Genomic DNA, 21,762 nt, shown 5'->3' on the forward strand with positions numbered 1-21,762 from the left:
AGCGGATTTTCTGACCCGCCAAGCGGCGCTTGGCAAGCATCTTGAATTTCGCCGTGCGAACGAGCGTTCTATTCTGCTGCGATGCGAGGCGCGACCAGCGGCGGCGGATTGACAATGTCCTTGGCAAGCTGTTCGTATCTCGCCTTCGCTTTTGCGACCGAGGCTTCCTTCACAGGTCCATAGCCCCGGATCTGATCCGGCAGCGACAGCAGTTCCACCGCGATATCGTGGGTCTTCGGCGACAAGAGCTTGATCGCCGTCTCCACATCCTGCTCGTAGCCCTTGATCAGGTTACGCTCGAGCTTGCGGTCCTCGCTGTAGCCGAAGGGATCGAGCATCGTGCCACGCAGGAAGCGGAATTTCGCCATGGTCCGGAACACCGGCATCATCCACGCACCGAACACCCGCTTCTTCGGGCGGCCCGAGGCATCGAGGCCGCTGTTGAGGATCGGCGGCGCGAGGTTGAAGCTGATCTTGTAGTTGCCTTCGAACTGCTTGCCGAGATTCTCCGTAAAGGTTTCGCCGGAATAAAGCCGCGCGACCTCGTACTCGTCCTTGTAGGCCAGCAGCTTGGCGTAATTGATCGCCGCCGCGCGGGGCAACGCTTCGCCATAACCGCCATCGAACGCGACCTTGCGAACCTGCTCGACCAGAGCGCGGTAGCGCGCGGCGTAGGCTGCGTTCTGGTAATCGGTCAGCAGCTTCGTGCGGTGAGCGATCACCTCATCAAGCGACATCTCGTCGAGGGTCTTCGGTAGCTCAGGCTCATCGCCCTTCATCATCGACGCCAGCTTTGCCGGATCGTGCGCCGCGAGGCGGCCCAGCCGGAACGCCTGTGTGTTCATCTTGATGGATACGGCGTTGAGTTCGATCGCCTGCTCGATGGCTTTTGCGCCGACCGGCAGCAGCCCCTTCTGATAGGCATAGCCCATCATCATCATGTTGGTGGCGATGGAGTCGCCGAGCAGCGTCTCCGCCGGCTTGGTGAAATCGAGGAATGCGGAATCCTTGCGCAGCGCGTTCTCCAGCACAAGGTTGACCTTGCCGCGCTTGAAATCGAAGTCGCGGTTCATGATGAAGTCCGCGATCGGGATCAGATGCGTGTTGATGATGCCGTGCGTGCGCGATGACTCAGCAAGGGTGATCGTTTCCTTGGCGACCGCCACGACCTCGTCAGCCGCGATAAGCAGATCGGCCGTACCGGTCACGATGCGCGAACAGGTGACGTCGGCGGTGTTCTGCGACAGCCGCACATGGCTGAGAACTGCGCCGCCCTTCTGCGCAAGGCCCGACATGTCGAGGATCATGCTCGCCTTGCCTTCGATATGCGCGGCCATGCCGAGCAGCGCGCCGATGGTCAAAACGCCGGTGCCGCCGACGCCGCCGACGGCGATGTTGTAAGGACGCTCCAGCGACGGCACGCTGGCGGGTTCGGGCAGTTCGCCGAGATCGTCGAGCGCGACGGGGGCACGTTTGCGTAGCGTGCCGCCCTCAACGGTGACGAAGGACGGACAGAAGCCCTTCACGCAGGAATAGTCCTTGTTGCAGCTCGACTGGTTGATGGTGCGCTTGCGCCCCAGCTCGGTTTCCAGCGGCTCGACCGAAATGCAGTTCGACTGTACCGAGCAGTCGCCGCAGCCTTCACACACCGCGGAATTGATGAAGACGCGCTTGTTGGGGTCTTCCATCAGGCCGCGCTTACGGCGGCGGCGCTTTTCGGCGGCACAGGTCTGCACGAACACGATTGCCGAGCAACCCGGCACTTCGCGCACCGTGCGCATCACCTTGTCGAGTTCGTCGCGATGCGCCAGCTTGGTGCCCGGCGCAATGGTGCTGGCCGGATAGGCGTCCGGATTTTCCGACACCAGCCAGATTTCGCGAATGCCCTCGCTGTGAAGCTGGAAGGTGATCTGCTGCGGCGAGAGGTCGCCGTCATGCTTTTGGCCGCCGGTCATCGCGACGGCGTCGTTATAAAGAATCTTGTAGGTGATGTTGGCTTTCGAGGCGACTGATTGCCGGATCGCCAGACTGCCGGAATGGAAATATGTGCCGTCGCCGAGATTGGCGAAGATGTGCTTTTCGTTGGTGAACGGCGCGATACCCACCCACGGCACGCCCTCGGCGCCCATGTGGGTATAGGTCTCGGTGTTGCGGTCCATCCACAGCGACATAAAGTGACAGCCGATACCGGCCATCGCACGGCTGCCTTCCGGCACCTTGGTCGATGTGTTGTGCGGACAGCCCGAGCAGAAATACGGCGTGCGCGTCACCGGCGCGACGGCCTGCACCTGCGTCGCCTGCCGGCCGTTGAACCAGTCAGCCTTGGCACGCAGCATTGCCACGATTTCGGGATTGAGATCGAGTTGCAGCAGCCGCTCGGTCAGCGAACTCGCCAGCGACGCGACACTCAATTCCTCCGCGAACGGCAGGAAACGCTTGTCGTGGTTGTCCATCTTGCCAACGATGCGCGGACGCACATCGTCACGCCAGTTGAACAACTCCTGCTTGACCTGATTTTCGACGATCTCGCGGCGCTCTTCGATGATGAAGATTTCCTCGAGGCCGACGGCGAACTGCCGCACGCCTTCCGGCTCGAGCGGCCACGGCATGCCGATCTTGTAAAGCCGCAGGCCGATCTTGGCGGCGACCTCGGGCGTAATGCCGAGTTCGCGCAGCGCCTGGCGGATATCCTCGTAGCTCTTGCCGGACGCCATGATGCCATAACGCGCGTTCGGCGAATCCATGGTCACGCGATTGATCTTGTTGGCGCGCGCGAAGGCGATTGCCGCAAAGCCCTTGTAGTCCTGTAGGCGTTTGTCCTGCGCATAGCGGTCATCGGGCCAGCGCAGATTGAGACCGCCCGGCGGCATCTCGAAATCCGTCGGAATGATGAACGGCGTCATCTCGTCGTTCAGATTGATCTCGGCGGTGGTCTCCACCGTCTCGGTGATGACCTTCATGCCGACCCAGCAGCCGGAGTAGCGCGACATCGCAATGCCGAGCAGACCCATCTCGATCATCTCGTGGATGCTCGATGGATAGAGATACGGCATCAGCGCCGAGATGAAAGCATGGTCCGACTGGTGCGGCACGGTCGATGACTTCGCACCGTGATCGTCGCCCGCCAGACACAGCACGCCGCCGTTCTTCGCCGAGCCGGCCGCATTGCCGTGACGAAACACGTCGCCGCAGCGATCGACGCCGGGGCCCTTGCCGTACCAGATGCCGGTGATGCCATCGAACTTCGCGCCCGGCGACAGATTGAGCTGCTGCGAACCCCAGATCGCGGTGGCCGCAAGGTCTTCGTTGACACCTGGCTGGAATTTGACGTTGTACTGTTCGAGGTGCTTGCGCGCGGCGTGAAGCTGCTGATCGTAACCGCCAAGCGGCGATCCGCGATATCCGGTGACAAAGGCGGCGGTGTTCAATCCCATCGCCCGATCTCGCCTCACCTGCGCCATCGGCAGCCGGACCAGTGCCTGAATGCCGGTCAGGAAAACATGTCCCGAGCTTTGCGTGTATTTCTGATCGAGACTGATCGGACCTTGATTGATTCCCATATTTCCGTTGCCTCTTTGCCGGGCGGTTTCTGGCAGCGCCACGAGTCTGATTAGAACCAGTCTATGTCGCTTTTGGTTTCCAGCGCATCATAAATCGCATTCATCAGACCTTTGTTCTGAAAAGCAATTTTCGCATCGCTTTTCAGCCGGGCCGGACCTCTTGTGTCGCTGCGAAGCCCGCCGCTGAAAGGACATTACCATTCTGTTTCGGCCTCTCCTGCGGCAGAACGTTCGCTGCAGTGCGATGGCATAACCCGCAATGCTGACCCGCTCCGGTTGCAACGCTCCGCAGGAACGGTTCGCGCCGCAGAACCGTTGCCAAATGCCTGATCACAACCCGAATTCAACGGGTGCGAGGCAAAGGAGGATGAAAACATGACCGTTATGTCGGAAAACGACCGGTCTGCCGACAACAAGACGGGCGTCCATGACAAGCCCGCCGGTCTCAACGACTTCAAGAACCAGCAAGGCAAGCCTGTCAAAGCGCTGATCGGTATCGCGCTGCTTGTCCTGTTCGCGATCATTCTTGCGCGGATGAATCCGGTGCCGCACGAGTCCATCAGCGCGCCTGCCTGGACCGCGAACCAGACAACAGGTTCCGGAGCGAAGTAGCGCGCGGCGTGTTCCCTGCCGGTGAAAGCGGCCATCTGGAACATGTAAGCGATCCAGAGATTGTCCCGAGAGATCAACCACTGGAGAACACGACCATGGCAATCGAGCGTAACCCGAACGATCCATATGCCACCGCGACGGGTGATGAAGCACATCGTCGCCGGTCCGAACAGTTGGATAACGAGTTGCAGGCAGATCCGGAGCTGGCAGAAGGGCCTGCGAGCGGCGGACGTATCGCACTGTTCGCCATCGCGCTTGTCGCCATTCTCGGCGTGGTGTTTTACGGATTGAACAATTCCAGCACGTCGCCGGAGACGACGCCAACGGCGCAGACGACGCCTGTTGCACCTTCGCCGACGGCCCAGGCGCCTCGCGCCCCGGCCGGCCAGACCACCGGCTCGGCAATGAAACCCGTGCAGCCTGCCCCTCCGCCAGCCGCGAATACACCTGTGCCGGCGGCACCGCAGAATCCCGCTCCGGCCGCGCCGTCCAGCAACTGAACGAAGCGAACTGAATGAATGTCAGCGGCGGGCAGCAATGCCCGCCGCTTTTCTTGGCGGCTAGAATGGGTCTCCACCGAACATGCCGTTGATCTCGGCATATGAAATGGCGGAGCCGAATTCGGCGAACGAACCGTTCTGCGCAATATCGCGTGACACGCGCAGAAACGCACCCCACGCGGCGCGTGCCATCGCACCCCCGACACTGATCCGGCGAACGCCAAGATCGGCGATCTCCGCAACTGACAGGCCGGGCGCGCCCATCAGCAAGTTGACCGGCTTCGGCGCCACGGCTTTCACGATAGCAACGATGTGTTCCTTGCTTTTGATTCCCGGCGCATAAAGGCAATCCGCGCCCGCCTCCGCATAGGCCGTCAGGCGGGCGATGGTGTCATGCAGATCGGGGATTCCAACAAGAAAACTCTCGCAACGCCCGACCAGCAGGACGTCCTGCTTCGTCGCGTCGATCGCAGCGCGCGCCGCGCGCATGCGCTCCACGGCCAGCTTCATTTCGTAGAGCGGCTGCTTTGCATCGCCCGTAGAATCCTCTATCGACAATCCTGCGACGCCGGATGCCACGCCCCGCGTGACATTCGCTGCGACGTCGGCCGGATCGTCCGCGAAACCCGCCTCGAAGTCGGCATTAAGCGGCAGATCGGTTGCATCGTTGAGAATCTTGAGATGATCAAGCACCTGCTCAACCGGCAGATCGTTGTCTGGCCTTCCGGTCGACCAGGCAAATCCCGAACTCGTCGATGCCAGCGCCTTGAATCCCATGCTGGTGAGCAGCCGTGCGCTGCCCACATCCCAGGGATTTGGCAGCACAAAGCAACCGCTTTCATGGAGCTTCCGGAATTCCGCGCGCTTTTGCGTGACTGAAGCCGGCATCCTGTCCTCCCGGGACAATTGTTGTCATTCGTGATGATTGTCATTCGCCGAAGCGGACAATGCCGTCGGCGGCGTGTGAAATCAATCGGCGTAGCTTCATGTCAGCCCCGTACCTGACGAAGAAAGGTTCGCTCCTCGGAGAGGATGAACCTGTGCTCTTGCGCGAAATTGAAATTCGCGACGCCCTCGTCATCCGACTTGAGCCGGGCGCGATAGGCTTCGTAATCCGCCAGACTGGGAAACGAGATCAGCCCGAATGCGATGTTGTCGGTCCCCTCATGCGGCATCCAGTAGCCGAGCAGATCGCCACCGCATTTCGGAATGATGGTAAGCCAGCGCTGCGCGTAGGCCTCAAAGAGATGCCGCTTGAACGGATCAAGCTGATAGCGGATGAAGACGGTGATGGTCATGAGCCTCTCCTGTTCGAGGAAGACTAGACCGTTGCCCGCCAGGAATGCTTCGACTAGGATCGAAGTATGAAAGCAGGACCGGATATGGCCATGATCGCTTCGCTTGTCGGCGATCCCGCACGCTCCAACATGCTGACCGCGCTGATGAGCGGACGCGCCCTCACCGCCACCGAACTTGCGCAGGAAGCGGGCATCACGGCACAGACGGCGAGTTCCCATCTCGCCAAGCTGGAAGCCGGACATCTCGTCGTTCCGGAGAAACAGGGCCGTCACCGCTATTTCCGGTTGTCGGGTCCCGACGTCGCGGCCGTGCTGGAAGGACTGATGGGCCTTGCCGCCCGTGCCGGTCACCTGCGGGTCCGCACAGGCCCGGCCGATCCCGGCCTGCGCCGCGCCCGCGTCTGCTACGATCATCTCGCCGGGGATCTCGGTGTCCGGATGCTGGATGCGATGACCGGGAACAAGCTCCTGCGGGAGCAAAAAGGAAGCGTTTCGCTCACGCCGCGGGGCGAGCGGTTTATCGCCGATCTCGGCATCGACCTTCCCGCGCTTGGCGGAACGCGACGGCCCTTGTGCAAGACCTGTCTCGACTGGAGTGTCCGGCGCAGCCATCTGGCCGGATCGCTCGGCGCGGCGATGCTGTCGCGCTTCTATGAGCTCAACTGGGCGAAGCGCGAAAAAGGCAACCGCGTCGTGACCTTTTCTCCGAAGGGCACTGCCCGCTTTAACGCCCTGTTCGGCGCTCCGAACGATTAATGCAACAATCCGCAGTTGACAGAGTCGCGCAAAAATTGGCGTAATTCGCCGCGCTTTTTGCGCTTTTGATGTCCCGAATTTCTGACAGGGTGTTCCATGTTTCGCAGTGGGTTAATCGCATTTGTCGCACTGTCCTCGGTTACCGTTCCGGCGGCCGGATGGGCGTACGAAATCAAGCCGAAGTCTCCCGAAACTGCATTCTCCGGAAAGCTCCAGCCGGACATCGTCGGCTTGTCCAGCGCCACCGAGGGCAGCAAGGCCGCGCCGATCTTCGAGGCTTATCTGAAGGATCTGCCTGGCGTGAAACCGGAGACCGCGCAGCAGAAGTTCGGCGGCACCAACGTGACCTACGTCACCGCGATGAAGTTCACCCTCTCTCCGACCAGCACCCATCCGGGTGAATCGATGCTGGCGGTATTCTCTTCGCCGGCGAGCAGCAACCGCGCCTATTACATTTCGCGCGTTCTCGGCTTTTCCTCCGACAAACAGCCATCCAAAGCCGAGATGATCGAACGTATCACCGGAAAGTATGGCGCACCGACCGCGATCGGCGATGGCCGCATGTATTATTTCTACAAGGGCGGCAAGCTGATGTCGGTGAAGCAAAAGTACACCCCTGCCAGCGCCTTGGAAGCGCTCAACGCGCCGATCAATCCGAAAGCTGCCGTCGCGCTCAACGATTCCAACGGACGCGGAAGCTGCGTTGCGGAGCTGAAGCGCGCACAGGCGCTGGAGAAAACCCTCGACAAGCTGGTCACCGAGGCCAAGGCCGCCAATTGCGAGGGCCTGTTGACGGTCGAAATCTCGCCCGGCATCACTGCCGACCGCGTCAGCAAGGCCGAATTCACGCTGATCGACTTCAAGCGGATCGTCAGCGCGGCGAAGATCGACGCTGATGCCTTCGCCGCCGAGAAGAACGAAGCCCTCAACAAAACGCCACTCGGCAACGCGCCGAAGCTCTGAGCCGGCGATGAAGGCGGCGCTCGCAGCGATTGCGCTTGTTGCTCCGGTGCTCTGCGCCGGAGCCTTGCAGGCCGCGCCGCTGGCACCGTCACCCCTCCCTATCAACAGCGACATCGTCGCGATCAAGGACGGCTGCGGTATCGGCTTTCACCGGCTCTCCAGCGGAATCTGCCGACCCGAACCGAAAGGGCCACGCCTGATGCGGCTGTTCGCGCGCAAGTGCCCGCTCGGCTATCGCCGCAACCTCGCCGGCAAGTGCCGCCGGGACTGAACTGAGCGCACCCGCAAAACGAAACCCCGGCGCGAACGCCGGGGCTCGTTCAGTTCAATGCTCACCAGCGGCGGCGATGCCAGTGACGGCGGTGATGGCGGCGCCAGTGGCGCCGGTAATGACGGCGGCGCCAATGCACATTCTCAGCATGCGCGTTCGCGACATCATCCTGATCGGCGACAGCGGGCCTTGCCGACGCATCCGGCTCGGGCTTCGGGCCATTCATCAAATCCTGCTGCGGGGACAGCATCGGCGCTGCGCTCGCGGCCGTCGCAGCCGCGGCGATCGCACCTGCGCCTGCGGCGACGCCAAACGCGAACTTGAGAAAATCACGACGTTCCATCGACTGTTCTCCTTGTGTCGGTTCACGGCACCACTGTCCCGCAAGCGTGATGAACGCTGAATGAAGCCAGATCGTTCCATGCTGCGTGCGAATTGTCGCACGCAGAACGGATGCGTCGCTCATCAAAGATAATAGCGGCGGCGGCGCCAGTAGCGGCGGCGGTAAATCGGCCGGCGGCGCCATCCCCAATACCTGCGGCGGCGCCAGTGACGGCGGCGTCGGAAGCCCCAGTATCTGCGGCGGCGCCATCCCCAGCGGCGGCGCCAGCGCCGCCTGCGCCAACGCACCTGTTCGAGCTGTGCGTCCTTCAGATCGTCGTCATTGGCGATGGCGTTCTGCGGAATCTGATCCGGCTCGAGCGGTGTGCCGGTGATGGCGTTCGGCGCAAGCGGTGCGGCTTTTGCCGCGGCGATGGTGGCAGCGCCCGCGGCGGCGACACCGAATGCGAACTTGAGAAAACCACGGCGATCCATCAGGCGTCCTCCGATCTGCTGTCTCTTGAGCGAACAATTCCGCAGCGTGCATGAATGGAAACTGAACCCCGCCGCGCAGGTTCCTGCCTGCCGTGTTTTCGCGCAGAGCGGTCACAATCGGTTCATCTTGTGTCAATAATCGAGAGAATAGTGTCCCGGCGTCGGCCCCGTGCCGGCGACTGATTCCATCCTCCGGTCAGCCCCGGCCGGTCAGGAACAGATCGCGATGTCAATTTTGACCTAAGGAAGGATACCCATGAAAACCTTGTTCGCAGCAGCCCTTCTCGCAGCCACCGCGGCCGGTTTCAGCGCCGCCAACGCCATGCCCGCAGGCCCTGTCTCCGGTCCCGCCGTCGACGTGATCCAGGTCGCAGGCGGCTGCGGCCCCGGCTTCCATCGCGGTCCCTATGGCGGCTGCCGCGCCAACCGTGGCCGCGTCGTGGTTGTCCGTCCGCCGGTCGTGCGCAAGTGCCGCTACTGGGGTCCGGGCCGCCGCGTCTGCCGCACCTGGTGGTAAGCGCACCGCTTCTTGAAAAACCCCGCTTCGGCGGGGTTTTTCTTTTGTACAATCTGCGCATGACCTGATCCAAAAACCGCTTCGCATTTTGTGGGGCCAAGCGCGATCACCCCTGTTGTTATGACGGCGCGGGGGCGCCCGTAATCGTTTCATCGCTTCGCCCGAATGAGGGCGCGCGGAACGCCGGATGCGCGAGCGCATCCGCAGCCTCATGCGCAATGAAAACAAGCGCACGAGTTCGTCACCACGGTCACGCCGCTTCATCCGGCGTTCCGCACGCAATGGTTGGAACGGCTTGCTGCGCGAAAACCCCCGGTGACCGGCCCTGAGGTCACCACCGCTGGAGAGGACTTCCGTGCCGCCGCTCTCCCTCTGTACGAGGAAAGAGCTTTGGCACTGCCTCATGGCGCAAGGCGATGCGCCGGGATATCGCGCTTTGGGCCGTCCGCGAACAATGTGGTCGTCATCGCTGTCCGCGCACGATCTGTCCGGAGACAGAAGTTTCGTGCGCATCCGGCGATCGAACACCGCACGCGGCCACCGCATCCCGCCCCGCGTCTCGTGACGATCGCGACACGCCCCTCATCGTCGGGGCAGGACATCTGGAATATATTCCCATATTGGCTGAAATGTCAAGTCCCAGGTATCGAATGGGTATCTTCCGGAACGCAGCATGCGCGCCTAAACACAGCCCCTTGCAAATCCATGGCTGGTTCATGATGACAGACAGCATCATCGCCCACCGCGCGTTCCGATCCCGCACTTCAAAATTCGCCCATGTCATCGAGCGGTTCGGCCTCTCGATGGCCGGTGCATCGTGCGGACTGTTCGTGGCGGCGCAGGTTTCCAACGCCCGCATCGAAATATTGAGTTCCGTCGGCATGAGTCTGGCGCTGATGGTGCTCGGCGCGATCGGATTCTATCTCGGCATCGACGTGCCGCCTCACCGCAACGCCCGGCTGCATCTGTTGCGCAACGGGTCGACGAGCGAGGCCCCTCCCACGACTGATCCGGTCGAACTGTTGAGTTCGGCCGGAACCTTTCTTGCCGCGATTGTGGCTTTCATCTCGGTCTATGCCATCGTCACCGACGCGGAAACCTCCACGACGGTCCTCGTCCTGCTCGCCATCGGCTGGCTTGTGGGCGTGGTGATCCAGATCGTGGCGGGAACCACGGCGCGAATGCGGAAAACTTGAACGAATTTATCGCGACTGCTTCTCGCGGGCACGCGGCATATTCGGCGCGATGAGCGGCGCCGGGACTTTCATGGCCTCGCGCTGCTTGCGGAGCGCTTCGTCGCGCGCCTTGGCGCAGAGCGCCTTGTCATAAGGCGTCGGCTGCTTCGGCCCGATGCTTGCGACACGCGAGATCATCTGCTGCGGCATGTGACTGCCGTCGGACAGGGGCTGAACGGACATGGGTGGGGGCTTGCGCGGAGACATGCCTCAACAACGCGCAGTCTGCCCAAAAGTTTCCTGGAACAAAACGCCACACCGGTTTGTGACCGCGCGACCGATCCATCCCGACAAGCCTCAGTGCGGCCCTTCCCGCTCATAGATAAACTTGGGCATTTCCCATTTGTAGCGGATCGCCAGCAGGCGAAATGTCAGTCCGAACGCCACCGAGCCGATCACAACCGCGACATGTTCGGTGCCGAGATTCGTGAACGCGACATAGATCGCGCCGGTGAGCAGCGACACGCTGGCGTAAAGCTCGCTTCGGAACAGCAGCGGGATTTCCGTGCAGAGAATATCGCGCAGCACGCCCCCCGCGCATCCGGTGATCATCCCCGCCACCACCACAATGGTCAGCGGCTGGCCCATGCTCATGGCGACACTGCAGCCGATGATGGTGAAGACCACGAGACCAACGGCGTCGAGCACGAGAAAAAGATAATGCAGGCGATGCACCACCCGCGCCAGCGCGATGGTGAGCAGTGCGGCGCCGCCGGTGAGAAACAAAAGCGAGGGATGTTTCACCCAAAGCAGCGGATAATGCCCGAGCAGCATGTCGCGCAACGAGCCGCCGCCAAGCGCGGTCACGCAGCCAAGCACCGCGACGCCGAACCAGTCCATCTTGCGCCGCCCGGCGGCCAGCGCTGCCGTCATGGCCTCGGCGACCATGGCGAACAGACCGAAGATGAAAAGGACCGATTCTGCGGGCTCCATGAGGGAGGCGTAGCATAGATCGGTTGCTGATGCAGGGCGGGTACAGCGAAACGCCTGCCGCTCTACGCTCCCGGTCGTCCCCGCGAAGGCGGGGATCGAGACTTTAAACAGAAACCTCACATGGCGCTGACAAACCGCAAACTGGGTCCCCGCCTGCGCGGGGACGACCGGTTGAGAGATGCGAGACCATGACGAAGCGAATTACGCGGGCCAGCTCTCCGCCTGGACCATGATGTCGCGCGTGCGCTTCACCTCGGGCCAGTCGCGGTCGAAGTCGCGGATCAGCCGCTTCATCTCCTCCCCGCCGACCGCGGCATCGAGCGACGCCCGGTCCGGGAATTCATACATCGCCAGATGCACGGCAGGATCGTTGGCGAGCCAGTAGCGCCACGCACGCTTGCAGCCGAACGACTTCACCGCATCCGGCAAATGCTCGCGCGAATACCACGCATCGAAGGCAGCGCGTTTGGATTCATCGGAGACAGTGGCGCGGACAACGAGGATGTGAGGCATGAACACGCGGCCTTGATTTGTCAAACAGCAGTTACGGCACTTCACGCCAGTAAACGCAAGATGAAAACACCAGAAAAGAACCGGCTAATAAGCCTTCGATCAAGAACGAAGGCCCCAAGGACAAAACAGCAAGAGTAAGAAATGAGAACTTTGAAGATAAATACCCGAAAGATTCCGCTGCAAAGCCCCAAACCAAGGGCAAACTTATTGCGATTATACCAGCCGCTAGCAAACCAACCATCAATCTCCGCCAACTAGCTCTCAGCTCAACGGGTGGCGGGCTCCCTTTCGAAAATTCGCGTACAGTTTTCCTAAAGAAAAATAGCGAAAAAACAATCTGAGCTAAGATTAGCAAAGCGAAAAGAAATTCAAATTCAGCAATCTTTGCGTCGGACAATAGCTCCACATTGCGCAGTACTTTGAAGGTCGGCGTCTCTTGCAGGATATGCGATCGAAACGCGAATCTATCTGACCCAGTCATTACGACAATTGGAATGAGCAGTCCGATGACGCTCAACAAGAATCCAGCCGCAGTACTCGTTGTCTGAGGAGGCACGAGAAGACCATATCGGTTTCGCTCAAAATCCATTGAAACCGTCGCGCTGCGGCATTCCAATATTGATGTGAGTCCTCACAACGGAATGTTGTCGTGCTTCTTCATCGGCACGTCGACGTGCTTGTCCTTAAGCATCGCCAGCGCGCGGGCGATGCGCTTGCGGGTCGAGTGCGGCATGATCACGTCGTCGATATAGCCGCGCTCGGCGGCGACGAACGGTGACAGGAAGCGGTCTTCGTATTCCTTGGTGCGCGCGGCGATCTTTTCCGCGTCGCCAATGTCCTGACGGAAGATGATCTCCACCGCGCCCTTCGCGCCCATCACCGCGATCTGCGCCGTCGGCCAGGCGTAGTTCATGTCCGCGCCGATTTCCTTCGAGGCCATCACGTCGAACGCGCCGCCATAGGCCTTGCGCGTGATCACCGTCACCAGCGGCACCGTGCACTGGCTGTAGGCGAACAGCAGCTTCGCGCCGTGCTTGATCAGCCCGCCGTATTCCTGCGCAGTGCCCGGCAGGAAACCCGGCACGTCCACGAAGGTGACGATCGGAATGTTGAAGGCGTCACAGAAACGGACAAAGCGCGCCGCCTTGCGCGAGGCGTCGCTGTCGAGCACGCCCGCCAGCACCATCGGCTGGTTGGCGACAAAGCCCACGGTCTTGCCCGCGATGCGGCCGAAGCCGGTGACGATGTTGCGCGCGAAGGTTTCGGCGAGCTCAAAGAAATCGCCCTCGTCCACCACTTTCAGGATCAGTTCCTTGATGTCATAAGGCTGGTTCGGATTTTCCGGCACCAGCGTGTCGAGCGAGTCTTCCGTGCGCTCGATGTCATCGAAGCTCGGCCATTCCGGCACGCCCGCGGTGTTGTTGCTGGGCAGGAAGTCCAGCAGCCGGCGCATCTGCAGGATGGTCTCGACATCGTCGTTGAATGCGCCATCCGCGATGGAGGATTTGGTGGCGTGCACGCTGGCGCCGCCGAGTTCTTCCGCCGTGACCACCTCGTTGGTCACGGTCTTCACCACGTCGGGGCCGGTGACGAACATGTAGCTGGTGTTCTTCACCATGAAGATGAAGTCGGTCATCGCCGGCGAATAGACGTCGCCGCCCGCGCAAGGGCCCATGATGACGCTGATCTGCGGGATGACGCCGGAGGCCTGCACATTGCGGCGGAACACGTAGGAATAACCGGCCAGCGCCGCCACGCCTTCCTGAATGCGCGCGCCGCCCGCGTCATAGAGGCCGATGATCGGCGCGCGCGCCTTCAGCGCCATGTCCTGCAGCTTGGTGATTTTCAGCGCGTGGGTCTCGGACAGCGAGCCGCCGAACACGGTGAAGTCCTTGGCAAAGACAAACGTCTTGCGGCCGTTCACGGTGCCCCAGCCGGTGACCACGCCGTCGCCGGGGATCTTGTTCTTTTCCATGCCGAACTCGACCGAACGATGCTCGACGAACATGTCGAATTCCTCGAACGAACCCTTGTCCAGCAACAGCTCGATGCGCTCGCGGGCTGTCAGCTTGCCGCGCGCGTGCTGCGCCTCGATGCGCTTGTCGCCGCCGCCCTTCTTAGCTCCGGCGCGGCGTTCGTCGAGTGCTTCGAGGATATGCTTCATGGATGTCGCCCCAGGGTCTTTGTTTTGGACCGGCGGCGGCCCGCCGGTGATGGATCGTTGGCCAGCGTTCTAGCATGCTGTTCGGGCGGGGGAAAATGGCCCGGCCGCCCCGAAAATGGCGGGTCTGGCAGCCCTGCGCGGCGTGCTAAAAGGCAGTTCTCAAAGAGGATTCGCTGGCATGACCGACACCACGACCACATCCGCCACAGGCGGCGCGACCGGCGGGGTGCGCACCCTGCTGCGTCTGGAGGGCCTGGCGCTGGCTGTGGCCTGCATGGTTTTCTACAGCTACTTCGAGGGCTCGTGGTGGATGTTCGCCATCCTGCTGCTGGCGCCGGACCTGAGCTTCCTCGGCTACCTCGGCGGCCCGCGCACGGGCGCGGCGGCCTACAATTTCGCCCATGCCGCGATCCTGCCGATGCTGCTCGGCATCTTCGCCATGGTCACGTCGTCCGCGCTGGCGATGCACCTGTCGCTGATCTGGTGCGCCCATATCGGCTTCGACCGCGCGCTCGGCTACGGCCTGAAATACGACGCGGGATTTTCATTCACGCATCTCGGGCGGATCGGGAAGGACGCAGGCCAATAGCCCGCGCCCTTCCCGCGTAAAGATCACGCCAGCGTTTCATCCAGCCAGTCGAAGATGCGGGCGTTGGACAGACGGCTGGCGCCGACCTGACAATGCGCGCCGGCGCCTTCCGCGTTCGAGAAGTGGATCATGGTCTTGCGGCAGGTCAGGTGATCGAACAGCTTTTTCGGCTGGCCCTTGAAGAACAGATCGTCCTCCGGGTCCAGCACCAGCGTCGGGCAACTGATCTTCTCCGCGATGCCGTCCTTCACATTGAAGTCGATCGCTTTGGCGAAATAGCCGCGCGGCGTCTTGGCGCCGGTGGCATACATGCCGTGGGTGATGGCCCAGCGCGAGGTCGGCGACGCCTTCATCGCCCCTTCCAGCGCGCGGTCGATCTCGGGCGCATGCTCCGCCCGCAGCGCGGCATCGAACGCCGCCTGCTGTTCCGGCGGAACGCGGGCCGCGTTCCTGTGGACCTCGCCGTAGTCATAAAGACCGTCGTTGGCCACCAGCGCCGCGATGCGCTTTTCGAAAGCCGCCGCGCGCGGCGCCAGCACGCCGCCGAGGCTGATGCCCATATAGGCGATCTTCTTCGGATCGACCCCCGGCTGCTTGATTGCGAAGTCCACCACCGGCGTGATGACCTTCTCCCAGTCCGGACGGAACACCAGCCCCTCTCGATGCAGCGGCCCGTATTGCCCCGGCCCGTCGAAGGCCAGCACGTTGTAGCCGCGCTCGACACCCGCGCGCGCGCCGGAGAAGTGCATTTCTTCCACCGAGCCGTCGAAGCCGGTGTGCATGATCAGCGTCGGGCGCGGACGGCCCGAGTCATCGACGAGGTGGAGATAGCCCGGCAGCGTGGTGTTCTCGTAGGGAATCTCGACGTGCTTGATCGGCTGGTCGTGCAGCGCCGCACTCTGCTTGTAGGTCTCCACCGACAGCTTGTAGGCGCGCATGACCCGCGGGTCCTTCGGGTTGGCGTGGAGGAAGAACTCCGACGCAAAGTAATAGGTGCTGGCGCGGAGGAAGCTATCGCGGGCGCTGACGCGGTGGCCGCACGCGAGCTGATCGGCCCCCTCTTTCGCGACCTTGTCGGCGGTCGCGTTCCATTGGTCGTACCAGCTATCGTAGTCCCCGGCCTTGATCCGGGACGACGTTGCCAGAACCTCGCCGAACAGCGCGCCGCCATACTCCGCATTTCCGAAAATCCGCTGGGTCTCAAACCAGAACTGGACGTCGTCCGGAAACAGCGGCGGCTTGGTGGCCGGCGGCTTCGGGGCGGCCCCGGCAGCCGGTGGCGCGGTCTGGGCCACGGCAAAGCTGCTGGTGGCCACGGTGGCGAGCGAAACTCCAAGTTCCAAAAGTGTCCTGCGATCCATGACGTCCTCCAAATTGTTTATTGGCGGCCGGTAGAATGGCATGAGACAACTACTAACGCAAATTAATTTGCATTAAGGAAAGCCCATGACGGGGAAAACCCGGCCCGGCGGACGAACCGCCCGAACCAGGGAGGCGGTTTTCGAGGCCGTCGCCGCCCTGATCGCCGAGCGCGGATATGGCAATATCGCCATGGCCGACATCGCAGAGCGCGCCGGGGTCGCGGCCACGAGCCTCTACCGCCGCTGGGGCGACGTGCGCCTGCTGGTGCTGGAAGTGGCGGTGGAAGAGCTGATGCGCGAACGCCCCCTGCCGGACACCGGATCGCTGCGCGGCGACCTGATCGCGTGGGGCCGCTCGATCGCCTCAGGACTCGCCAGCCGCGAAGGCTCCTCGTTCTTCCGTGCGCTGGTCGCAACCATGATGCCGGCGGGCACCGATGAATCGGCACGCTCTGCCGTGCTGGCGCCGCGCAGCAAGCAAATCTCCACCATGATGGCGCGCGCCCGCGACCGCGGCGAGAAAACGCCATCGGTCGCCGACGTGCTGGATCATCTGCTTTCTCCGCTCTATGTCCGCGCGCTGTTCGGCTCGCCCGCCGATGAAGCCTTCGCCGAGGCTCTGGTTGAACGGCTGCTGGCCAGATAAAGACTCACACAGCGCGACATCCCGGCGCGCGCAGAAAGATCAGGCCATGCTGTTTCTTGTCATTTCCGAACCGCGGCCCGAACGCCCGTCCGATGTCGCCAAGGTGCGGCAGGGTTTCTGGCCGTGGATGGAAACGTATCGGGCGCAGGGAATCTGCAAGCACATCTATCCGCGCGTCGGGCGCGGTGCAGTCGCGATCTTCGATGTCGAGAGCAACGACGTGCTGCACCGAATTTTGAACGAATGGGCGGACATTATTCCCGCCCGCTTCGACACCTATCCGCTGGTCGATCTCGCCGCCACCAAGGCCGTGCTGGCGGCGCAAATCGCGGCGAAGGACTAGACCGAGCACTGCTCCACCTCTCCCCGCTTGCAGGGAGAGGTAAAAAGAAATGCGCGTTACACTTTCGGCGGACGGCTGGCGACGAAGTAGCTCGACTTGTGCACCACCTTGCCGTCGCGCAGCGTGATGACATCGACAAGTTCCATCACCACGGGTGTGCCGTCGGGCTTGGTCGCGGTGAGGATCGATTCCGAGACGAAGTGATTGTCGCTGCCATAGAGCGCGACACCCTCGAACTTGATGCCCGGCAATCCTGAAATGTCCTTGCCGAACTGCTCGGCGACGGCGTCCTTGCCCTTGTAGACCTTCGGATTGCCGTGGCGCTGATAACTGGTGTCGTCGGCGTGAAACGCCATGATCGCCGCGACGTCGTGCGCGTTCCAGGCGGCATTGTAACGGGTGGCAAGATCACGCCATGACATGTTTCGGCTCCCTCAACTTTTGTGCTTCTTGAGGGAAGCCTAGCCGGTTTCCGCCAAACGTGAAACCGGACACCTCGCGTCAAATGGCTCCCATGTCCGCAAGGCACAGTTGAGCGATTTTCATCCGGGCCGCCGAATGCTTCGGCTCGGTGACATCGAGGTTGAGCGCGAACACGGTCTGCATGCTGCCCTTCTCGGCCCAGCCGACCAGCCAGCCCACCGCAACGCCCTTGCGATCCGCCATGCTCTTGTCGGTGATCCCGATCAGACCGGTCTTGGCCCGGATGACGCTGTCGCGCGCTTTGGTCACCGGCAGGATGTCCGCCGTCAGATCCTGTGCGCGCTTCGACACCGGCAGCGCGCGCCGGCGCAGCCTGTCCACGAATGCGATCTGCTCCAGCGGCGAGATGCGCAGGTCGCCGGTTAGCCAGAACCTGTCGATGCCGCCGCCGATGTTGCGGTTGCCGTAGTCGAATGCATCGACATATTTCTGCATCCGCTCCACGCCGATGCGCCGCGCGATCTGCTGATAGACCGGAACGGCGGACACGGCGATGGCCGAGCGCAGCGTATGATCCTTGTTCCACTCCTTGATCTCGCGCGTCACGCCATCCCACTTGAACACGTCCTTGTCCGGATCGGCGACAACGCCGGTTTCCAGCGCGATGACCGAGTTGGGGATCTTGAAGGTGGACGCCGGAAGGATCGCCTCCCGCGCGCGGGAATGATCGCTGGCAATCACATGCTGGTCATCCGCACGGAATGCGGCAAAGGCGCCGACGGTGCCTTCGTCGGCGAAATGCTTCTGAAGGGTTTTGCGGACCTCGTAACGCGGAATGACATCCGCGAAAGCGCGGACGGGAATAACAGCGGCACCAGCGGCGAGCGAAAGGACGTGGCGGCGATTGATCATGATCATCTCATACGACTTGGCGGCACTAAATGCGCGGCGCATCGTGGTGAAATGATGACGGTTCCAGCCTTCGTTATTGCGAGGAGCAAAGCGACGAAGCAATCCAGCTTCAAGCTGTGGATTGCTTCGCTTCGCTTCGCTCGCAATGACGATAACTCAATCTAGCGCAGCCGCCCTGTCAGGCGCATGACGAAAATCAAAACTTCCGCCACCGCCTTGTAAAGCTCGGCGGGAATCTCGTCGCCAAGCTCGACATTGGAGAGCGCGCCCGCGAGCACTTCATTCTCCTGAATGGGAATGTCGTTCTCTCTGGCGATCTCGATGATCTTTTCGCCGACCGTGCCCTTGCCCTTGGCGACAACGCGCGGCGCACCCTTCTTGTCATAATGAAGGGCGACGGCAAGGCGGCTTTTGGTGTCGATGCTCACAGCGCGCGATCCAGAAAATGACCGGCCGGCGGCGGCGCGGCTTTGGGTGGTGTGCCCTCGCCGATCACGATGTCGCCGGGCTCAAGCGCGGCTTCGCGCAGCGCATGGGACAGTTGGGGTGCGTTGATGCGCAGTTGCGCCGCGGTTGCGGGCCGCTCGGCCCACATCCGCACCGATGTGCGTCCGTTGCTCAATGAGACCAGCGCATGCACCGGGCCGCTCGGCTCGACATCGAGCGAGAAGCGCGCGCGCCAGACCCGGCCGGCCGCTTCCGTCTCGCTGCCCGCACCATCGCGCGCAATCTCGAACTGCGCCACGGCAGTGCCCTGCGGCGTCACGAACGGAATCTCGAAATTCCAGCGCGGCACCATCGGATCGTTGCGCAGGCCGGGCGTATCCACCGGCAATGACGCGGCCTGCAGCAACGTCTGACGCGCCAGCGCGGCGTCGGTGTCCTCGATCAGGCGATGGGCCATGGTTGCGGGCGCGTCGTCCGGCGCGAGCGACGGCTGCGCGACAGACTGCGCGCTCGGCTCGGAGCCGCGAAACGGCGGCGGCGGCACGTTGGTGCGCGCAATCTCGTCGCCGTCCACCGGCATCCGGGAGACACCCGCCTGTCCCTCCGCATTGAGCAGCCTTGCGACTTCGTCCTGCACGCCTTTCGGAAACGCCTGCAGCACTTCCTGCAACGCGGTCAGTCCGGCGCTTGCAGCCGCCGCGCGGTTGGCCGCCGTCGGTAGCGGCTCGTTCGGCGCATAGACGCGGACCTTGCCATCGAACTCTGCGGCGTCTTCGGCGATGCGGGCGGCCGCTTGCGGCAGGAGAATATCGCCGTCCATGCCGGGCGAGAGCGGCGGCGCGCCGGCTTGCGGTACGCTCAACGGCGGCGGCTGCGCCGTAATTTCCGGCGCAGGCATGTTGCCGAGCCACGATGAGACGGTTTGCCGGAACACGATCAGCGCGGCCTTCAGATCGGGGCCGTTCGCACCCTGCGATGACGCAAGGTTTTGTTCGAGGAAAAGGCCGGAGTTCTGGAACGCGGTCTTCAGCGCGTCGCCGGTGAGATTTTCGGTCAGCGGTGTGCGCTGCGCCAGCAGTTGCGCGGCGGCCTCCTGCAATGTCTGCGGCACCTGTGGCGAGGATGCGGCAACGCCGAGATTGGCGAACAGCGGCGACAGGCTGCCCTGCTTTGTGGCGGCGCTCTGCACCGCTGCCGACACCGCGAGCGCTTCGAGATTTGTCAGCACACGGCCCGAGGCGGCCGCCTGCACCGGAACGTCGGCTTTCGGCACGCTGACAGTGTCGGTCTTCGCAGCCGTATTCGCCGCAGACGATGCCGCGCCCTCGCCCGGCACGATCTGCAGCCGCACGCCTTGCGGCGTCTGCGACACCGCAAGCTGCAGGGTCTGGCCCGGCTGCAACGGCACTTCGGACAAAACTTCAATGGTGAGATTGGCAATCGCGATGCGCACCAGATTGGCATCAAGCTGCTTTAGTACGGTCGCGTCGATCACCGTTCCCGGCTGCAACGCAACCGCCGCCGTGGGCTGGGCGGCAACAACCGGAAAGACGGGATTGATGGCAATCGACATGCGGGGGAAATCCTCAGGCAAGGACCTTAAGCCCGGCGTCGTAAACGTCTTGTTAACCGAAAGGATCAGGCAAGCGCTTTGAGCACCCGCACGGCGGCCTCGAAATCCCTGAACTTCGAGGCGCGGCGGGCTGCGACTTCCTCGTCCGCTCCCCACTTCTCGCTGTTCCAGTCCTCGTCCACATGAGCTGCGGCCCAGACCTGCGATCCGTCGAGGATGCCGTGCTTGAGCGCCAGCGCCAGCAGCGCCGAGCCGGTCATGGTCGTCACCACATGGAACGCACCGGCAGGCCACGCCTCCGACGGCAAGGCAGCCCGCGCGGCCGCGACGGCGGTCTCCGGCTGGCGGACATGCACCACGCCTTCACCGAGAATGAAATGCGCGCCGAGGCTATCGGCCGCCCACCGCAGCACCGGGTCCCAATGCTCCGCCTGGCGCGCGACGAGCGCGTCGGGAAATCCGGCGCGATAGAACAGCAGATCGGTTTCAAGATATTTCGCCGCGTCATCGGCGACGGCCTGCACGTTCGCGGCAACACCGTCGATCACGCTGTTGGCGAGCCGCGTCAACGGCATCGACATCGGGTCGATGTGTTCGCCCTGCGCGTCCCACTCCGCTGCGATCGCCTCGGCGAGATCGCGGGTCGGCGCGGCCAGCAGGTTCTTGCCGGGCGTGCGCACCTGCTTGCCGTCAAGCGTCACGCCGAAACCGCCGGGACCTTCGGCCACGCCCGCGCTGGTGTAGAATTTCTTGCGCAGCGGCGTGCGCGATGACTTCTGCGAGGCCTCGCGCGGGTCCGGCGATAATTTCCCCTCAATGTCATCGAAGAGTTCGCGCATGCGTTTGCTTTCTCATTTTGGGCATGGCCTTGCCCGAAAACCGGTGCCCACCCTCGGATCAAGTGCCCGAGGGCATGCTTTTCGGGGCCATGCCTACTGATTGGCGCACTGGCGCGAATAGGCCGCGCGCTGGTTTGGATTCATGCCCCATGCCGCGCCGTCATCGAGACAGCGCGCGACACGCTCGCTGAACGACGGGCGGCGGCTGCGTTTGAGCACCGGCTCCGGCGGCGTGTCCTGTGTGACAATGCTGGGCGTTGTATTCTGCAGTTCGAATCGCGGCGGCGAATTCATCTGCGGCACTTTCGGCACCACAATCGGCGGCGGCGGCGGCGCAGGCGGCGCGGTCGGAAACGGAATCACCGGCTGGTTGTTGATTCCGCCCGGCGGATAGATCTGCGCATGGGCCTGCCCCGCGAGAGCGGCTGAGAGTGCGAGAGCAATTGCAACGCTTGTTTTGTGCATTACCAACATATCGTCATCCCGCGCGG

At 62.6% G+C, this 21,762-nt stretch carries 27 protein-coding genes; 10 read left to right on the top strand and 17 right to left on the bottom strand.

Translation table 11 applies throughout. From position 1 onward, the window contains the following. Positions 1-68 precede the first annotated feature (68 nt). Complete coding sequence (locus HMPREF9696_RS06830) at positions 69-3,560, bottom strand: indolepyruvate ferredoxin oxidoreductase family protein (RefSeq protein ID WP_002712237.1); 3,492 nt, start codon at positions 3,558-3,560, stop codon at positions 69-71. A 375-nt stretch (positions 3,561-3,935) separates the two neighbouring features. Between HMPREF9696_RS06830 and HMPREF9696_RS06835 the strand changes: the two genes are divergently transcribed. Further along, positions 3,936-4,172: a hypothetical protein gene (locus HMPREF9696_RS06835; RefSeq protein WP_002712238.1), complete on the top strand. Its 237-nt coding sequence runs from the start codon at positions 3,936-3,938 to the stop codon at positions 4,170-4,172. A 95-nt stretch (positions 4,173-4,267) separates the two neighbouring features. Further along, positions 4,268-4,672, top strand: coding sequence for a hypothetical protein (locus HMPREF9696_RS06840; protein WP_002712239.1), 405 nt, complete (start codon positions 4,268-4,270; stop codon positions 4,670-4,672). A 60-nt stretch (positions 4,673-4,732) separates the two neighbouring features. On the opposite strand, the gene HMPREF9696_RS06845 is transcribed toward HMPREF9696_RS06840, so the two are convergent. Then, complete coding sequence (locus HMPREF9696_RS06845) at positions 4,733-5,560, bottom strand: isocitrate lyase/PEP mutase family protein (RefSeq protein WP_002712240.1); 828 nt, start codon at positions 5,558-5,560, stop codon at positions 4,733-4,735. 101 nt (positions 5,561-5,661) lie between these two features. After that, entirely contained in the window at positions 5,662-5,970 is a 309-nt protein-coding gene (locus HMPREF9696_RS06850) for an NIPSNAP family protein (protein ID WP_002712241.1), read from the bottom strand. Positions 5,971-6,036: 66 nt separating this feature from the next. On the opposite strand from HMPREF9696_RS06850, the gene HMPREF9696_RS06855 reads away from it, so the two are divergent. The 3 genes from HMPREF9696_RS06855 (at position 6,037) to HMPREF9696_RS06865 (ending at position 7,960) form a co-directional block, all read left to right on the top strand. Continuing rightward, complete coding sequence (locus HMPREF9696_RS06855; RefSeq protein WP_051053221.1) at positions 6,037-6,726, top strand: ArsR/SmtB family transcription factor; 690 nt, start codon at positions 6,037-6,039, stop codon at positions 6,724-6,726. A 96-nt stretch (positions 6,727-6,822) separates the two neighbouring features. Beyond that, a complete protein-coding gene (locus tag HMPREF9696_RS06860; RefSeq protein WP_002712243.1) occupies positions 6,823-7,689 on the top strand; it encodes a hypothetical protein in 867 nt (288 codons plus the stop codon). Between the two features lie 7 nt (positions 7,690-7,696). Then, positions 7,697-7,960: a GCG_CRPN prefix-to-repeats domain-containing protein gene (locus HMPREF9696_RS06865; RefSeq protein ID WP_002712244.1), complete on the top strand. Its 264-nt coding sequence runs from the start codon at positions 7,697-7,699 to the stop codon at positions 7,958-7,960. Positions 7,961-8,021: 61 nt separating this feature from the next. On the opposite strand, the gene HMPREF9696_RS06870 is transcribed toward HMPREF9696_RS06865, so the two are convergent. Both HMPREF9696_RS06870 and HMPREF9696_RS06875 read right to left on the bottom strand, forming a co-directional pair. Next, positions 8,022-8,303 carry a hypothetical protein gene (locus HMPREF9696_RS06870; protein ID WP_002712245.1) on the bottom strand — a complete coding sequence of 94 codons (282 nt, stop codon included), beginning with the start codon at positions 8,301-8,303 and terminating at the stop codon, positions 8,022-8,024. A 122-nt stretch (positions 8,304-8,425) separates the two neighbouring features. Next, positions 8,426-8,776: a twin-arginine translocation signal domain-containing protein gene (locus tag HMPREF9696_RS06875; RefSeq protein ID WP_002712246.1), complete on the bottom strand. Its 351-nt coding sequence runs from the start codon at positions 8,774-8,776 to the stop codon at positions 8,426-8,428. A 256-nt stretch (positions 8,777-9,032) separates the two neighbouring features. Between HMPREF9696_RS06875 and HMPREF9696_RS06880 the strand changes: the two genes are divergently transcribed. Both HMPREF9696_RS06880 and HMPREF9696_RS06885 read left to right on the top strand, forming a co-directional pair. Next, entirely contained in the window at positions 9,033-9,293 is a 261-nt protein-coding gene (locus HMPREF9696_RS06880) for a GCG_CRPN prefix-to-repeats domain-containing protein (RefSeq protein WP_002712247.1), read from the top strand. Positions 9,294-10,012: 719 nt separating this feature from the next. Continuing rightward, positions 10,013-10,489 carry a hypothetical protein gene (locus HMPREF9696_RS06885; protein ID WP_040301869.1) on the top strand — a complete coding sequence of 159 codons (477 nt, stop codon included), beginning with the start codon at positions 10,013-10,015 and terminating at the stop codon, positions 10,487-10,489. Positions 10,490-10,495: 6 nt separating this feature from the next. Here the strand turns inward: HMPREF9696_RS06885 and HMPREF9696_RS06890 are convergent, their stop codons facing one another. From HMPREF9696_RS06890 to HMPREF9696_RS06910, 5 genes are all read right to left on the bottom strand, one after another. Further along, the gene (locus HMPREF9696_RS06890) at positions 10,496-10,711 is read right to left on the bottom strand and encodes a hypothetical protein (RefSeq protein WP_002712249.1); all 216 of its coding nucleotides are present in this window, start codon (positions 10,709-10,711) and stop codon (positions 10,496-10,498) included. Positions 10,712-10,825: 114 nt separating this feature from the next. Continuing rightward, positions 10,826-11,461, bottom strand: a complete 636-nt coding sequence (locus HMPREF9696_RS06895; protein ID WP_002712250.1) for a trimeric intracellular cation channel family protein — start codon at positions 11,459-11,461, stop codon at positions 10,826-10,828. 201 nt (positions 11,462-11,662) lie between these two features. Then, a complete protein-coding gene (locus HMPREF9696_RS06900) occupies positions 11,663-11,974 on the bottom strand; it encodes a hypothetical protein (protein WP_002712251.1) in 312 nt (103 codons plus the stop codon). Between the two features lie 31 nt (positions 11,975-12,005). After that, positions 12,006-12,491 (bottom strand): hypothetical protein, encoded by a 486-nt coding sequence (locus HMPREF9696_RS06905; protein ID WP_157170007.1) that lies wholly within the window; start codon positions 12,489-12,491, stop codon positions 12,006-12,008. A 114-nt stretch (positions 12,492-12,605) separates the two neighbouring features. Further along, positions 12,606-14,138 (bottom strand): acyl-CoA carboxylase subunit beta, encoded by a 1,533-nt coding sequence (locus HMPREF9696_RS06910; protein WP_002712253.1) that lies wholly within the window; start codon positions 14,136-14,138, stop codon positions 12,606-12,608. A 178-nt stretch (positions 14,139-14,316) separates the two neighbouring features. On the opposite strand from HMPREF9696_RS06910, the gene HMPREF9696_RS06915 reads away from it, so the two are divergent. Further along, positions 14,317-14,727 (top strand): DUF4260 domain-containing protein, encoded by a 411-nt coding sequence (locus HMPREF9696_RS06915; RefSeq protein ID WP_002712254.1) that lies wholly within the window; start codon positions 14,317-14,319, stop codon positions 14,725-14,727. 23 nt (positions 14,728-14,750) lie between these two features. Here the strand turns inward: HMPREF9696_RS06915 and HMPREF9696_RS06920 are convergent, their stop codons facing one another. After that, on the bottom strand, positions 14,751-16,088 hold the full coding sequence (locus tag HMPREF9696_RS06920) for an alpha/beta hydrolase family protein (protein ID WP_002712255.1): 1,338 nt from the start codon (positions 16,086-16,088) through the stop codon (positions 14,751-14,753). Positions 16,089-16,173: 85 nt separating this feature from the next. Between HMPREF9696_RS06920 and HMPREF9696_RS06925 the strand changes: the two genes are divergently transcribed. After that, on the top strand, positions 16,174-16,734 hold the full coding sequence (locus HMPREF9696_RS06925; RefSeq protein WP_002712256.1) for a TetR/AcrR family transcriptional regulator: 561 nt from the start codon (positions 16,174-16,176) through the stop codon (positions 16,732-16,734). A gap of 46 nt (positions 16,735-16,780) precedes the next feature. Continuing rightward, positions 16,781-17,077, top strand: a complete 297-nt coding sequence (locus HMPREF9696_RS06930) for a DUF3303 family protein (protein ID WP_002712257.1) — start codon at positions 16,781-16,783, stop codon at positions 17,075-17,077. 56 nt (positions 17,078-17,133) lie between these two features. Here the strand turns inward: HMPREF9696_RS06930 and HMPREF9696_RS06935 are convergent, their stop codons facing one another. The 6 genes from HMPREF9696_RS06935 to HMPREF9696_RS06960 form a co-directional block, all read right to left on the bottom strand. Then, a complete protein-coding gene (locus HMPREF9696_RS06935; RefSeq protein ID WP_002712258.1) occupies positions 17,134-17,499 on the bottom strand; it encodes a nuclear transport factor 2 family protein in 366 nt (121 codons plus the stop codon). A 79-nt stretch (positions 17,500-17,578) separates the two neighbouring features. Next, positions 17,579-18,412, bottom strand: coding sequence for a class D beta-lactamase (gene blaOXA / locus HMPREF9696_RS06940; protein WP_002712259.1), 834 nt, complete (start codon positions 18,410-18,412; stop codon positions 17,579-17,581). Positions 18,413-18,573: 161 nt separating this feature from the next. Further along, entirely contained in the window at positions 18,574-18,840 is a 267-nt protein-coding gene (locus HMPREF9696_RS06945; RefSeq protein WP_002712260.1) for an EscU/YscU/HrcU family type III secretion system export apparatus switch protein, read from the bottom strand. Continuing rightward, complete coding sequence (fliK, locus tag HMPREF9696_RS06950) at positions 18,837-20,432, bottom strand: flagellar hook-length control protein FliK (RefSeq protein WP_002712261.1); 1,596 nt, start codon at positions 20,430-20,432, stop codon at positions 18,837-18,839. The genes HMPREF9696_RS06945 and fliK overlap by 4 nt, the downstream gene beginning before the upstream one ends. A 65-nt stretch (positions 20,433-20,497) precedes the next feature. After that, entirely contained in the window at positions 20,498-21,271 is a 774-nt protein-coding gene (locus tag HMPREF9696_RS06955; protein ID WP_002712262.1) for an ATP12 family chaperone protein, read from the bottom strand. A gap of 93 nt (positions 21,272-21,364) precedes the next feature. After that, entirely contained in the window at positions 21,365-21,745 is a 381-nt protein-coding gene (locus HMPREF9696_RS06960) for a hypothetical protein (protein WP_002712263.1), read from the bottom strand. Positions 21,746-21,762: the final 17 nt, after the last annotated feature.

The organism is Afipia clevelandensis ATCC 49720 (genome assembly GCF_000336555.1).
Classification (GTDB): Bacteria; Pseudomonadota; Alphaproteobacteria; order Rhizobiales; family Xanthobacteraceae; genus Afipia; species Afipia clevelandensis.